At 64.1% G+C, this 13,371-nt stretch carries 10 protein-coding genes and 1 pseudogene; 3 read left to right on the top strand and 8 right to left on the bottom strand.

The features are described 5' to 3' along the window. Nucleotide 1 precedes the first annotated feature (1 nt). A complete protein-coding gene (locus ACZRN6_RS05480) occupies nucleotides 2-1,534 on the top strand; it encodes an FGGY-family carbohydrate kinase (protein ID WP_464007380.1) in 1,533 nt (510 codons plus the stop codon). A gap of 207 nt (nucleotides 1,535-1,741) precedes the next feature. Then, a complete protein-coding gene (locus tag ACZRN6_RS05475; protein ID WP_322144539.1) occupies nucleotides 1,742-2,467 on the top strand; it encodes an SDR family oxidoreductase in 726 nt (241 codons plus the stop codon). On the opposite strand, the gene ACZRN6_RS05470 is transcribed toward ACZRN6_RS05475, so the two are convergent. The 3 genes and pseudogenes from ACZRN6_RS05470 to ACZRN6_RS05460 form a co-directional block, all read right to left on the bottom strand. Then, nucleotides 2,464-3,468: a LacI family DNA-binding transcriptional regulator gene (locus tag ACZRN6_RS05470; RefSeq protein ID WP_322144540.1), complete on the bottom strand. Its 1,005-nt coding sequence runs from the start codon at nucleotides 3,466-3,468 to the stop codon at nucleotides 2,464-2,466. The two genes, ACZRN6_RS05475 and ACZRN6_RS05470, sit on opposite strands and share 4 nt — an antisense overlap. Before the next feature lie 51 nt (nucleotides 3,469-3,519). Continuing rightward, a complete protein-coding gene (locus ACZRN6_RS05465) occupies nucleotides 3,520-4,383 on the bottom strand; it encodes a LysR family transcriptional regulator (RefSeq protein WP_322144541.1) in 864 nt (287 codons plus the stop codon). Nucleotides 4,384-4,541: 158 nt separating this feature from the next. After that, nucleotides 4,542-4,832, bottom strand: a pseudogene (locus tag ACZRN6_RS05460) (amidase family protein); the annotation flags it as partial. A 971-nt stretch (nucleotides 4,833-5,803) separates the two neighbouring features. Between ACZRN6_RS05460 and ACZRN6_RS05455 the strand changes: the two are divergent. After that, nucleotides 5,804-6,706: a LysR family transcriptional regulator gene (locus ACZRN6_RS05455; protein WP_464007379.1), complete on the top strand. Its 903-nt coding sequence runs from the start codon at nucleotides 5,804-5,806 to the stop codon at nucleotides 6,704-6,706. A gap of 3 nt (nucleotides 6,707-6,709) precedes the next feature. Here the strand turns inward: ACZRN6_RS05455 and ACZRN6_RS05450 are convergent, their stop codons facing one another. The 5 genes from ACZRN6_RS05450 to ACZRN6_RS05430 form a co-directional block, all read right to left on the bottom strand. Next, a complete protein-coding gene (locus ACZRN6_RS05450) occupies nucleotides 6,710-8,056 on the bottom strand; it encodes an OprD family outer membrane porin (protein WP_464007378.1) in 1,347 nt (448 codons plus the stop codon). A 103-nt stretch (nucleotides 8,057-8,159) separates the two neighbouring features. Beyond that, the gene (locus tag ACZRN6_RS05445; RefSeq protein WP_322144544.1) at nucleotides 8,160-9,512 is read right to left on the bottom strand and encodes a citrate-proton symporter; all 1,353 of its coding nucleotides are present in this window, start codon (nucleotides 9,510-9,512) and stop codon (nucleotides 8,160-8,162) included. A 94-nt stretch (nucleotides 9,513-9,606) separates the two neighbouring features. Continuing rightward, the gene (locus ACZRN6_RS05440) at nucleotides 9,607-10,995 is read right to left on the bottom strand and encodes an amidase (protein WP_464007377.1); all 1,389 of its coding nucleotides are present in this window, start codon (nucleotides 10,993-10,995) and stop codon (nucleotides 9,607-9,609) included. A 136-nt stretch (nucleotides 10,996-11,131) separates the two neighbouring features. Next, nucleotides 11,132-11,947 carry a PP2C family protein-serine/threonine phosphatase gene (locus ACZRN6_RS05435; protein WP_464007376.1) on the bottom strand — a complete coding sequence of 272 codons (816 nt, stop codon included), beginning with the start codon at nucleotides 11,945-11,947 and terminating at the stop codon, nucleotides 11,132-11,134. Next, nucleotides 11,944-13,365, bottom strand: coding sequence for a serine/threonine-protein kinase (locus tag ACZRN6_RS05430; protein ID WP_464007375.1), 1,422 nt, complete (start codon nucleotides 13,363-13,365; stop codon nucleotides 11,944-11,946). Before ACZRN6_RS05430 ends, ACZRN6_RS05435 begins: the two co-directional genes overlap by 4 nt. Nucleotides 13,366-13,371 lie beyond the last annotated feature (6 nt).

Here is a 13,371-nt window from a genome sequence, read left to right as displayed (position 1 = left end):
GATGAACTACGTGATGGGTGTGGACATCGGCACGCAAAGCACCAAGGCGCTGCTGGTGGACGGTGACGGTACGATCATCGCCCAGCACAGCCAGGGGTATCGCGTGGATACCCCGAAAGTGCGCTGGGCCGAGCAGTGGCCGCAGGTGTGGCTGGATGCGGTTGAGGCCTGCGTCGCCCAGTGCATGGCCAAGGCCGGTGTGGCGAAAGAGCAGGTCAAGGCGCTGTGCATCAGCAGCCTGTACGGCGGCTCGGGGATTGCCGTGGACGCGCAGATCACGCCGCTGCACCCGTGCCTGATCTGGATGGACCGGCGCGCGGGCGAACAGGTGGAGTGGGTGCGCGAGCATGCGGACCTGGAGCAGCTGTTCGCGGTCACCGGCAACTCGGTAGACAGCTACTACGGCTTCACCAAGATGCTCTGGCTCAAGCAGCATCAGCCGCAGGTGTGGGCCAACACCCGCTACCTGCTGCCGCCCAACAGCTACATCAACTGGTGCCTGACCGGTGAGGTGGCGGTGGATCACAGCAGCGCCGGCAACATCGGTGGCGTCTACGATGTGGCCCGGCGGGGCTGGTCGGCCGAGATGCTGGCGGCGCTGGAGATTCCGTTGGCGATGATGCCGGAGCGCTTGCTTTATTCGGGGGAAGTGGTCGGTGGTTTGCTGGAGGATTGGGCCCGGCGATTGGGCTTGCAGGCCGGCACGCCGATCCTTGCCGGAGGCGTGGATGCGGCCATGGCCACATTGGCGGCCGGGGTGACCCGACCGGGCAATCATGTGGCGATGATCGGCACCAGCATGTGTTGGGGTTACCTCAATCAACAAGTGGATGCACGGCATGGGCTGGTCAGCATGCCGCATGTCTATAACGGCCACCGAGACTTGTACATCTTCGGCGGCGCGATCACAGCCGGGGCGTCGGTGAGCTGGTTTCGCGAGCAGTTCTGCCAGGCGGAAGAGCAGCGGGCGAAGGACACGGGCCAGGACAGCCTGTGGCTGCTGGAGCAGAGCGCCGCGAAAATCCCGGCGGGCAGTGAAGGGCTGTTGTTCCTGCCGTATCTCATGGGCGAGCGCAGCCCGGTGTGGGATGACCGGGCCAGCGGCAGCTTTGTCGGGCTGAACCTGTATCACAGCCGTATCCACCTGTACCGCGCGGTACTCGAAGGGGTGAGTTTTGCCCTGCGGCACAATATTGAAGCGGGCACCCGTGGGGCGCACTCCCTTGATCCACGGTTGATTGTGGTGGGGGGGGCGAGCCATTCGGATTTGTGGATGCAGATTATCGCGGACATTACCCATTACCCGGTCTACACCATCGTGCAAGAGGTAGAGGCAGCACTGGGCGCAGCGTTGCTGGCGGCCCATGCGGTGGGGTTGGTGGATGACCGGGAGATGCAGAAGGGCTGGGTGCAACTTGAACTGCGAGCGGAGCCGGAGGCGGGGAATGTCGGGGTGTATGACCGGGCGTTTGCCGAGTATCTGAAATTGTACCCGGCGTTGAAACCGGTGATGCACAGCTTGCAATTGAATTAAGCGAACACTGATCCAAATGTGGGTGCGGGCTTGCTGTGGTGAGTGGGCTTGTTGTGGTGAGCGGGCTTGCCCCGCGCTGGGCTGCGAAGCAGCCCCATCAATCTGTGGTGAACCGGGCGGGGGACAAGCCCCCTCACCACAACAAGCCCCCTCACCACAGCAAGCCAGCTCCCACATTGGATCTTCATTGTTTCCGGGATACCTGCCATGAACGCCACTTTTGATTTTACCCACCAGCGCATCCTCGTCACCGGCGCCAGCAGCGGCATCGGTCGGGAAATCGCCCTGCAACTGATCGCCAGCGGCGCCCAGGTTTTCGCCCTGGGTCGCGACGCCCAGGCCCTGGCCCAACTCGGCTGCGAAACCCTGTGCCTGGACATCGCCAACAGCGCCGCCCTGGACCTGGCCCTGCAAGGCCTGCCGCCGATGCACGGCCTGGTCAACTGCGCCGGCATTTCCCGCCTGGAACCTGCCGCTGCCATCAGCGCCGAAGCCTTCGACCAGGTGATGAACGTCAACGCCCGCGCCGCCGCCCAGGTCGCCAGCCGAATCGCTGCAGCGATGATCGAAGCAAAGATCCCCGGCAGCATCGTCAACGTCTCAAGCCAGGCCTCACTGGTAGCGCTGGACGATCACCTCGGCTACTGCGCCTCCAAGGCTGCACTGGATGCCATCACCCGCGTGCAATGTGCCGAATGGGGCCGTTTCGGGATTCGAGTCAACAGCGTCAACCCCACCGTGACCCTCACGCCCATGGCGCAAATGGCCTGGTCGGCGCCCGCCAAACGCGACCCGGCATTGGCGGCGATTCCCCTGGGGCGGTTTGCTGAAACGGCGGAAGTGGCGCTGCCGGTGTTGTTCCTGCTGAGTGATGCCGCCAGCATGATCAGCGGTGTCAGCCTGCCGATCGACGGCGGCTACACCAGCCGTTAGCCGTTCTCCAGCTTGCCCGCAATCACCACCTTGTCCCGCGGCTTGTGCGGGTCTTCGAGGCGGTCCAGCAGCAGCCGCACGGCGCTGCTGCCGGCCAGTGACGCGTCGTGGGCCACGCAGGCAATCGGCACGCCGAAGATGTCGGCGAAGGGCAGGCGGTCGATGCCGCAGATGGTCAGGCTGTCGTGGGCGATGTTGTGCATGCGCAGCGCACGCAACGCGCCGAGGGTGATCAACTGGTTGAAACCCATGATCGCGTCCGGCGCCGAGTGCTCGGCCAGGTAGTCGAGGGTGTGCAGGTAGGAAGGCATCAGCGTGTAGTCGCCGGCGCACACCTCGACGTGCACTTGAGGGTGTTCGGCCAGCACTTCTTTCAGGCCTTTGAGGCGCTCCACGGTGATGCGCGAATGCTCGGGCCCGGTCAGCACCAGCAGGCGCTTGAGGTCTGGGGTCTGCCGCACCAGGTACTGCGCCGCCTCGATGCCGCTGTGGTAGTTGTCCAGTACCACGCGGCTGAACGGGCTGTCGTGAAGCGTGCGGTCGAGCAGCACCACCGGGGTCTTGCCGTTGCCCAGGCGCTCCAGATAATCCGGCTGGTAGCTGGGCTCGTCCGAGACCGGCGACAGGATGATCCCCGCCACGCGGTAGCCCAGCAGGGTGTCGACTGCCTTGCTTTCGAGTTCTTCCAGCTCGTCGGTGTCGACCAGCATGATGGTGTAGCCGTGCTTTTTCGCCTCGCGGGAAATCGCCTTGATCATTTCGCTGTAGAAGGGGTTGTCGACCGAGGCGGTGATCACGCCGATGATCAGGCTTTCACTGCGCTTGAGCCCGCGCGCAAAGGCATTGGGCACATAGTCCAGCTCCCGCGCTACCTCGAGAATCCGCGCCAGGGTGGCGGGCTTGACCAGGTCAGGCTTGCTCAACGCCCGGGACACCGTGATGGTGGTCATGTTGACCCGTTTGGCGATGTCGCTGATGGTGACGGACTTTTTCTTGTTCATCGGCAGGGGGAAACCAGGAGAAAACAGTAGGAGGCTAACATGGGCGCCCGATCAAATCACCGGATCCCAGCGCTGCGACCAATCCTTCTCCGCCTCCACCACGGCCCGCAGCAACCCCAGCGCCTGCTGCAAAACCGCCGAGTCGCGCTCGCGGGAATACACCAGGTACGTCGGAAAGCTGAATTCCGGCGCCTTGGGCACCCGCTGCATCACGCCGCTGTCCAGGTAGCTCTGTACCACCCGCGTGCGGAAATACCCGGCGCCGCCGTGCTCCAGGATGTACTGCAAGGCCAGCGGTCCCAGATTGAAACTCAGCGCGGCGCGGGCCTTGTCCGGCAGGGCGGCGTCGTGCTGCTGGCGAAAGCCCTGGCCCCAGTCGATATACACGTAGGGTTCGGGGCGGGCCGCCAGTTGCACCAAAATCAGTTTTTCTTCCAGCACCTGCTCCACCTGCAACCCCGGCCAGTATTGCGGTTGGAACACCAGCGCGGCGTCGAGCACGCCCAGCTCCAGTTGGCGCAACAGGTACTCGCCTTCGCGGATTTCTGTGCGCAACGCATGGCCGGGAATGTGTTCACGCAGGGCCTGGGCCCAGCCGAGCATCAGTGGGTTGCACAGGCTGACTTCGCCACCGATGTGCAGCACATTACGGTAGCCGTCGGGCAACGGCAGGTCGCGGCGTGCGGCTTCCCAGGTCTGGACAAGCTGGTTGGCGTAGACCACGAAAGCCTCGCCGTCCGGAGTGAGGCGGGCACCGGCACGGTTGCGCACGAACAGCGTGCTGTTGAGCTGGCTTTCGAGGTTTTTCACCCGGGCGGTGATTGCCGTCTGGGTGACGTGCAGCTTCTCGGCCGCGGCGGCGAGGCTGCCGCAACGGGTGATTTCGAGGAAGGTGCGTGCCAGTTCGATGTCCATGAAACCCCCGGGAGTGAATGGGGGACATTGTAGAGCGATGCGCGATTGGAATGCGATCAGTGCAGGTGCCTGGCTTTTGTGGTGAGCGGGCTTGCCCCGCGCGGGGCAAGCCCGCTCACCACAGGGTTATTGGTCAGTCGCTGAAAATTGCTTGCGCTTCAGGTTGGGGTTTTTGGGGCTTGCAGATGCTCGGTCGGGAAAGCCTTGGCATATGCCTGGCAAACCCGCAGCACCTGCTCGTCTGCAAACCGCGCGCCCACCACATGCAATCCCACCGGCAACCCGTTCGCCGCCAGCCCGCACGGCACCGACGCTGCCGGTTGCTGGGTCAAGTTGAAGGGATAGGTAGACGGCGTCCACTCCATCCATTCATCAAGGCCAGAACCCGGCGGCACATTGTGCCCGGCCTCGAACGCGGTGATCGGCATCATCGGCGAAACCAGCCGATCAACCCGTCCCGCGCGTCCGGCTGCGCGATGGTTTGCAGCATCAACACCGAATCTTCCTAATAGGGGATTGGGGTGGGGCGTCAATGGAGGGGGTCGCTTTTGGTTTGGATGGGTCGTAAATGGGGTTGGTGTGTATATCCGTTGTTGCGGTCAGGGCTGCTATGGGTTCCGCTCTTACAGCGGGTCACTTTTGGAAAAGAGCCCCAAAAGTAACCAAAAGGGCTCTTGCCCCACCACTCGGCACCTCGCTTAGGCTCGGTGTGCCCTCAACTCCGGCAGCACGAAGCGGGCCGCCGCGACGGGGCGTCCCTGCCCCGTCGCGGCTAAACCGGCGTCCTGCCGGTTTACCCGCTCCGTACTACCTGCGTTCGGCCAGCGTGGTTGACGGGGCGCCTAAGATCAAGATCACAAGCAGATCAAGAACACAGCGGCCTACAGGCCGGCTTGAGTGTTAAAAGCCAGATCAAAAGCTAAAGCAGGCACGGTTCAAATGTGGGAGCTGGCTTGCCTGCGATGGCATCGCCTCGAGGTGTCTGAGAAACCGAGTTGCCTGCATCGCCGGCAAGCCAGCTCCTACAGCTTTTGATCTGGCTTTTAACACTCAGGTCGGCTTTCAGGCCGCCGTGCTCTTGCTTTTGACCTTGATCTGCAGGCCCCGTCAACCACGATGGCCGCAAGCAGGCACGGTGTAGCGGGTAAATCGGCAAGGATGCCGATTTAGCCGCGCCGGGCCATGGATGGCCCGTCGCGGCGGCCCGCGGAGACGGGTCTGATTGCGGGCATGCCGAGCCTAAGCGAGGCACCGAGTGGTGGGGCAAAGACCTTTTGGTTACTTTTGGGGCGTTTGCCAAAAGTGACCCGCTGTAAGAGCGGAACCAATAGCGGCCGTTACCGCAACAACGGATATGCCCCTGAATGGCGCAGTAATTGCGTATGCCCAAGGAACACCCCCAGCGCAGGAACCCCAAACCATGCAACTACGCGCGTTGCGCTATTTCCACGAAGTCGCCCGCTGCGCCTCCCTGCGTAAGGCCGCCGAGCGTCTCTACGTCACCCCCACCGCCGTCAGCCGCCAGATCGAACACCTGGAACACTACTTCGGCGCCGCCCTGATTGAACGCGGCCCCCGCGGCATCCGCCTCACCGCAGAAGGCGAATGCCTCGCCGAACAAGTCACCTCAACCCTGCGCGGCCTCGACCAGGTACGCGAAGTCATCGCCAGCCGCCAAAGCCAGGTGGCCGGTAACATCAGCATCCATGTGTCAGAAAGTATCGTTTCCACCGTGCTCGCCCCAGTACTGGCAACCTTTTATCGCGCCCACCCCAAGGTCACCTTCAACATCGTGATCGCCAGCGCATCGGCCACCCTCGACGCCCTGTGCAGCGGCGAGGCAGACCTGGGCCTGGCGTTCTACCTGCAAGAGCGCGCCGACGTCGAAGTCACCGCCCACTGCCAGTTATGGCACCGGGTGCTGGTCAGCGCCGAACACCCCTTCGCCCTGCGCGAAAGCATCGAATTAAGCGAACTGGAAGGCCAACCCCTGGCAATCCCCGACTCGGCCTACGGCGTGCGCCAGGCCCTGGAAATGGCTGCAAAAAAACGCGGTGTGACGCTCGAACCGATATTCACCACCAGCTCCCTGGAAGTGCAAAAAAGTCTCGCCCGGCAACGGGCAGCGGTGCTGATTCTGCCCCAGGTAGAAGCAGACGTACGGGACCTGGGCGACGGCCTGGTCGCCGTGCCAATCGCCGATGACGACCTCGGACGCATCCGCATCGACCTCTGCGTCTACCGCAACCGCCCCCGGTCGGTGGCGGTGCTCAAGTGCCAGGAGATGCTGGCGGGGGCGATGCAGCGGTGTTCGTTGAACTGAGCCTCAGAAGATATTGATCGGCACGTTGGCAACGAGGCGGAACTCGTCGTAGCTGCCGTCAATCTGACCGCCGCTGGCACGGTGGTTGTAGACGATGGTGCGCAGTACGGTGTTTTTCAGTTGCCCGGACTGGATCACGTAGGCCAGCATCAAGCCGTTTTCGTTGTGCTTGGCGTCGTCCAGGCCGCGCACGTTGTAGCCGGTGTTGTGGCCGTTGCGGTCGCCATCGTAGTGGGTGCCGTCGATGCCCCAGCCCTTGGCGTGCCACAGGCTGGCGGTGAGGCCGGGTACGCCGTAGGCGGCAAAATCAAGGTCGTAGCGCAGTTGCCAGGATTTTTCGTTGGGGCCGTTGTAGTCCGAATACAGCGAGTTGGCCATGTAGTTGCCGGTGGACTCCCACACGTAGTCGAAGTATTCGTCGCCGAACACCTGTTGCCACGCCAGGGTCAGGCTGTGGGCCAGGTGCGTGGCGGTGAAGGCCAGGCTGGCGGCGTTGTTGTCGATGTAGCCGAGGTTTTTCGCCCCCGAATCGCTGGTGTGGTAGTAGTTGAAGGCGGTCTTCAGGGCGATGTCGCTTTTGTCACCGATGCGGTGGGTCAGGCCGACGTAGGTCTGGTCCCACATGTCTTCAAAGCGCGACGCGTAGACGCTGGCTTCCAGCCCGTAACCCGGCTTGACCGTGGCCCCCAGATAGCTGATGCGCGCGCCGCTGTAGGCGCGGTTGCCGAAGGTGGTGGTGAGCTTTTCAGCGCCGGTGCCGGTGCGCGGAATCGCCCGTTCGAAGCTGCCGCCCTGCACCGACAGCCAATCGAATTTGTTGCTGAACAGGCCCACGCCCTGGAAGCTGGAGGGCAGGGCGCGGTTGTCCTTGTAGCGCAGGATCGGGTTGTCGGTCATCAGCCGGCCGGCCTTGATCTCGGTGCTCGACAGGCGAAAACGCACGTCGCCCACCCCAAGGCGGCTCCAGGTGGGAATCGCATCGCCGTCACCGTCCACCAGCACGCGGTCGCCGCCATTGGCGACCTTGCCGTGGCCACGTTCCAGGTTGACCGCGCTGAAGATTCCCGCGTCCACACCCACGCCAATCAGGCCCTGGGTGTAGCCGGAGCTGTATTTGAGCATGCTGGTCTGCACCCAGGTTTCCCGCACACGGGTGGGCTCGATGCCGCCGGCTTTCTTGATGCTCAGGTGGGTAGTGCGTTTGGTGTGCTGGTTGGAATAGTAGTGACGCAAATTCAGGTCCAGGGTGCTGCCTTCAAGGAAGCCCGGTGCGCTGGCCTGAGCGTTGTCCTGAGCAAAAGCCTGGGTGCTGGAAGCCAGGGTGACGGCCAGCAAAAGACGTGGATACATGGTAAATCCCCATACAAATCAGACGTAAGGCGGCCGTCCCGGCAACGGCCCGTGGGCGTTGCCGGTCAGCAGCGAAAAGACGCGGGACAGAGGGAAGAGGTGTTCAGCGAACCGGGGCTTCTGCGAGCCGGGTTTCGCGGGCCGGGCTGCCTGGCAGCGACGGGCGGGTTTCCTTGGCGAACCAGGCAGCGGTCAGGCACACCAGGTTGGCGATCAGCAGGTACCAGACCGGTGACATGGGGTCGCCGGTGGTGCCGATCAGCCAGGTGATGATGATCTGCGCGGTACCGCCAAACGCGGCCACACCGAAGGCATAGACGATGGAAAAACCGGTGGAGCGCACGGATTTCGGGAAGCTTTCCACCAGCAACACGATCAACGCCGCGCCGCTCATGCCGTGCAGGCCCGAGAGTACCGCCAGGGTCAGCAGGAAGGTCGCCGGGCTTGGGTGCTCGGTCATCAATTGCAGGGCCGGGAACAGGATCAACAGCAGCACCACCCGGGGTGTCATCAGGATCACCCGGCGCCCGAAGCGGTCGCAGAGCATGCCGCCCGCCACCGCACACACGGCCATGGCGGCACCGGCCACCAGGGTCGAGAGCATGGAGATGCTGGTGGGCAGCTTCAGCTCGGTGAGGGCGAAGGTGGTCATGTAGTTGAGGAAGTACTGGGTGATGGTGCTGCCGGACAGGATCAGCAGCCCCAGCACCAGCGCCCGTCGGTGCTTGCCGCAGACTTCCCGCACCAGGTCGCCGGTGCTGGTCTTTTCGCCGTGGCCGTGGAAGGTTTCGGCGAGGTTGCGCCGGATGTAGATGCCGATCGGCAACACCAGCAGGCCGAATACGAACGGCACGCGCCAGCCCCAGCTGTTGAGGTCTTCCGCAGACATGACTTTGGTCAGGGTGAAGCCCACCAGCCCGGCCACCATCGCGGCCACGCCTTGGGCAACCACTTGCCAGCAGGCGTAGGTGCCGCGTTTGTGCGGTGGCGCGGCTTCGAGGATGTAGGTGGTGGCGGGGCCGGCTTCACCGCCCCAGGCCAGGCCCTGGATCATGCGGGTGACCACCAGCAGGATCGGCGCGGCGATGCCAATGGTCTCGTAGCCGGGCAATATCGCGATGCTGCCGGTGCCCACGGCCATCATCACCAGGGTCAACAGCATCGCCGGTTTGCGCCCGACGCGGTCGGCGTAGGCGCCGATCAGCACCGCGCCCAGTGGCCTTACGATAAAGCCGATACCGAAGGCGGTGACCGACAGCATCAAGCTGACGAAGGCGCTGTCGGACGGGAAAAACGTGTGGCCGATCATCACCGCAAAGGTTGCGTACACACCAAAGTCGAAAAACTCCACGGCGTTACCCAGGACCACGGCAAAGATGCTCTTTTTACCGGCGTCCGGGGACGGTGTTTCGGGTGCGTGATCAGGATCGGATCGTGTCAATTGCTCAGTGTGCATACCAGCCCCTCGATTTTAGTTATAGGTCGTCCGAGCTCCCGGCCGAGTAGGCCTGGAGCTGGCGTGTGGGTGGGCAGTTCCTACAGTGTCAAAGTCAGGAAGGATTCGGCCAGTGGTGGATTACGCCACGCCAGCTCTCATAGGTTTTGGCGATTTGCAGCAGCCATTGATCGGCAAAACGCGGGGCGATCATCTGCAGGCCGATGGGCATGCCATCGGCGGCGAAACCGCAGTTGATCGACAGTGCGGGTTGCTCGCCCATGTTCCACGGCACGGTGAACACGATGTGTTCGAACGGCAGTTGCGGGTCGTTGCTCGGTGATGGCCATTCGGCCGGGAAGGCGTTGACCTGGTTGGTGGGGGAGAGCACCAGGTCGAGTTCGGTGAACACCTGCGCGGCGCGGCGGCGCATCTCGAAGGTCTGGTTGAAGCCCTTCACCGCTTGTACGCCGCTGATCTCGGCGCCCGGCGCGGCCCAGTCGCGGATATACGGCAAGACCTTGTCGAACTGCTCGCCGCTCAGGGCCGACAAGTCGCCCCACTGGCGGGCGCGCCAGAAATGGTCGAGGCCGTCGAGCTGCGCGCGGTCCATGATCGGCGGGACCAGCGTGACCTTGGCGCCATGGGCTTCGAACAGCCGTGCGGCTTTTTCCACCGCTTCACATACGAAGCCCTCGGGTTGCATGCCTACTCCGGGCTCGAGCATCAGGCCGACGCGCAAGCCCTTGACCGACAGCGGCTGGTTGCTCCATGGCGTGGTGAGCGGCGGCAGGCTGGTGGCGTCGCGGGCATCCGGGCGGGCCAGGTGTTGCATCAGCAGCACGCAGTCGTCGACGGTGCGGGTCATGGGGCCGGCGGTGCGGCCGGTGTAATACGGGTCGATGGGGATGCGCCCCAGGGTCGGCTTGAATCCCACCAGGCCACACCAGGCGGCGGGCAGGCGCACCGAGCCGCCGATGTCGGTGCCCACGTGCAGCGGGCCGTAGCCGGCGGCGGCCGCAGCGGCGGCGCCGGAGCTGGAGCCGCCGGTGTTGTTGGCGGTGTTCCAGGGGTTGCGGGTGATGCCGTGGAAGCTCGACAGGCCGGAAGACAGCATGCCGAAATCCGGGTTGGTGGTCTTGGCCAGGATAACCGCGCCCGCTTCACGCATACGGGCCGCAGGCGGTGCGTCCTTGAGGGCCGGGGTCAGGCGGGTGGCGGCGCTGCCGAGGGGAATGGGCACGCCTTCGGTGGCTATCAGTTCCTTGAGGGTCACCGGTACGCCGTCAAGGGGGCCGTTGGGTTGGCCCTTGTTCCAGCGTTCGGTGGAGGCTTGGGCCTGCTGGCGTACCTGTTGCGGGTCGAAGGCGTAGAGCGCGTTGATCTGCGGCTCCCAGCGGTCGATATGGGCCAGGAGCTGGTCGTAATAGTCGATGGGCGCGAGTTGCCGGCTGGCGAATTGCGCCAGCAGTTCAGCGGCCGTAAGGGTGTGCAGGTCAGTCATCGAACGCTTCCTTGTGATGGGCCGGCTGGCTCATGGCGGGTTGCAGTAGGGATGACTATATAAACCCGAATGTGGCGCGGCCATCACATTCGGTGCAGTTCAGTGTTGCGTTTTTGTGTGCACTGAATAAGTGCCCTCAGTGATCGTAAAATGCCAGCAACACGGTCACGTTGTCCCGCCCGGCGTACTCCACGCTCAGGTCCAGCAGGCGTTCGCAGGCGGTTTCCAGGGAGTGGCGGGTCGCCGCAGCGAGTACCTGGGTGATTTCCTGATGCGGCACGCAGCCATGCAGGCCGTCGCTGCACAGCATCAGCAAGTCGCCGGGCAGCACCGGATGCACGCGTATCTGCGGTTCGACCCGTGCTGCCGGCCCGATGGCCTGCAATAACAGGTTGCGCGCCGGCAGGCGGTCGACCTTGCCGGCTTCCAGCGCCTGCTGGTACCAGGTCTGGTCGCGGGTCAACAGCGCCAACTCGCCGTCGCGGTAACGGTACAGGCGGCTGTCACCCACATGGAAGACCAGCAGCGGGCCTTGGTTTTGCGGGCGCCACAGGCCGGTCAGGGTGGTGCCCATGCCATTACCTTCGCTCATCTGCCGGGCGACGTTGCGGGCGTACACCTGGGCGTTGACCTGGTCGATGGCGTCATGCAGCACGCTCACTGCCTGCATCGCCGGGTCGGACCAGGTGGCATCGGGGTCGCTGGAGCAGGCCGGCGCGCCGGTGGCGTGAGCCGCCAGATGTTCACGCAGGCAGGTCAGGGCCAGCGTACTGGCCAGGGCGCCGGCTTCATGGCCGCCCATGCCGTCGGCCACCGCCAGCAGGTGCAGGCCGGTATCCAGCAGAAAGTTGTCTTCGTTACTCTCGCGTACCGGGCCGACGTCGCTCAGGCCGCAGGCAAGCGCCGTGGCGAGGCGGTGCTGGCCGGGGCGGCTGAGGCTGGAATCGGTCATGGGGTGGGCTCAAAGCTGTGGAGGAAGGCGAGGCGCTGGGCCTCGTTCTCGATGTGTTCGGCCAGGCGTTGCAGGAACGGCTGGCGCAAGGGCGTGGCGCGGGCCGCACGGCTGACGACGATGCGTGCGATAGGACCAATCAGCACGGCCAGACGGCGTTCGGCCATTTCGCTGAAGGCGGGGTCGATCTCGGGTTCGATAGCCTGGGTGGGTTCGCGGAGCAGCGTCACCACCGTTGGTTCGCTGATGATTGCCGGGGCAGCTGTGGGTGGGTTCAAGCGCTGGAACAGCGACTGGCTGGCGCTGGCAAACTGTTCGCGGCCGCGCTCTGAAGGAATATGCGGCAGCAGCGCGGCACAAATCGCCTCGAAATCTTCCGAGGCGTTCAGGCTCTTTCGTACCAGGAAACGCGCCAGTGGGCCGATCTGGTGGGACAGCAGCGACTCCAGTTCCGGCATCACTGCGAGTTTCCACGGGGTCAGGGTTTCCAAGGGCTCCGTGGCCACGGTCGGAGTGAGTACAGCGCTGGCCAGGGGCGTGTTGGGGCGCATCAGCACAGTGCGGTCGTCGTCGATCTCGGCGTTGATCCAGGTGCCGGTGGTGGTGCTGCCGATCAAGCCTTGCAGGTCGTCGAGAAACGCCTGGGCCGAGGGATAGCGCTCGCTCGGGCGCTTGGCCAGGGCGCGCACGATCACGCTGTCCAGCGCCGGGTCGAGGGTCAGGTTGAGGCTGGATGGCGCCACCGGCGTCTGGTTGAGGATCTGCTGCATGACCATGGTGGCCGAACCGGAAAACGGTCGCTCGCCGGTCAACAACTGGTAGAGCACGATGCCCGCGGAGAATACGTCCGAGCGCCCGTCGATCAGCTCGCCGCAGAACTGTTCCGGAGACATGTAGCTGGGGGTGCCGATCATCGAACCGGTCTGGGTCAGTGTCGAGGAGTCGAGGCGGGCCACGCCGAAGTCGGTGACCTTGACCTGGTCGTCAGCGGTGATCAGCAGGTTGGCCGGCTTGATGTCGCGGTGCACCACGCCCTTGGAGTGGGCGTATTCCAATGCCTGCAGCAACTGGCGCATCCAGCCCAGGCTGTGGCTCAGGTCGCGGGGTTTTTGCGCGGCCAGCAGGGTGTTGAGCGGCGTGCCTTCGACAAACTCCATGGCAATGTAGGCCGAACCTTCGTCCTCGCCGTAGTCGTAGACCGCGACGATGTTGGGGTGCATCAGCCGTCCGGCCGCCTGGGCTTCGTTCTTGAAGCGGCTGACCAGTTCGGCGTGATGGCTGTCGCCGAACAGCTCCTTGCGGATCGTCTTGAGCGCCACGGTGCGTGCGATGTGCGGGTCGAACGCCTTGTACACCGTGCCCATGGCGCCTTTACCAAGCACGCTGTCGATGCGGTATTTGCCGAGTTGTTCAAGCATGGTGGT

The organism is Pseudomonas sp. A125 (assembly GCF_055409485.1).
The sequence above is the reverse complement of the archived record's forward strand: the minus strand, read 5'-3'. Positions and strand labels throughout refer to the sequence as shown.

Bases quoted from the DNA above. Each gene is read 5' to 3' on its own strand.
- ACZRN6_RS05480 (WP_464007380.1), top strand. From the start codon at position 2: ATGAACTACGTGATGGGTGTGGACATCGGCACGCAAAGCACCAAGGCG.
- ACZRN6_RS05475 (WP_322144539.1), top strand. From the start codon at position 1,742: ATGAACGCCACTTTTGATTTTACCCACCAGCGCATCCTCGTCACCGGC.
- ACZRN6_RS05470 (WP_322144540.1), bottom strand. From the start codon at position 3,468: ATGAACAAGAAAAAGTCCGTCACCATCAGCGACATCGCCAAACGGGTC.
- ACZRN6_RS05465 (WP_322144541.1), bottom strand. From the start codon at position 4,383: ATGGACATCGAACTGGCACGCACCTTCCTCGAAATCACCCGTTGCGGC.
- ACZRN6_RS05455 (WP_464007379.1), top strand. From the start codon at position 5,804: ATGCAACTACGCGCGTTGCGCTATTTCCACGAAGTCGCCCGCTGCGCC.
- ACZRN6_RS05450 (WP_464007378.1), bottom strand. From the start codon at position 8,056: ATGTATCCACGTCTTTTGCTGGCCGTCACCCTGGCTTCCAGCACCCAG.
- ACZRN6_RS05445 (WP_322144544.1), bottom strand. From the start codon at position 9,512: ATGCACACTGAGCAATTGACACGATCCGATCCTGATCACGCACCCGAA.
- ACZRN6_RS05440 (WP_464007377.1), bottom strand. From the start codon at position 10,995: ATGACTGACCTGCACACCCTTACGGCCGCTGAACTGCTGGCGCAATTC.
- ACZRN6_RS05435 (WP_464007376.1), bottom strand. From the start codon at position 11,947: ATGACCGATTCCAGCCTCAGCCGCCCCGGCCAGCACCGCCTCGCCACG.
- ACZRN6_RS05430 (WP_464007375.1), bottom strand. From the start codon at position 13,365: ATGCTTGAACAACTCGGCAAATACCGCATCGACAGCGTGCTTGGTAAA.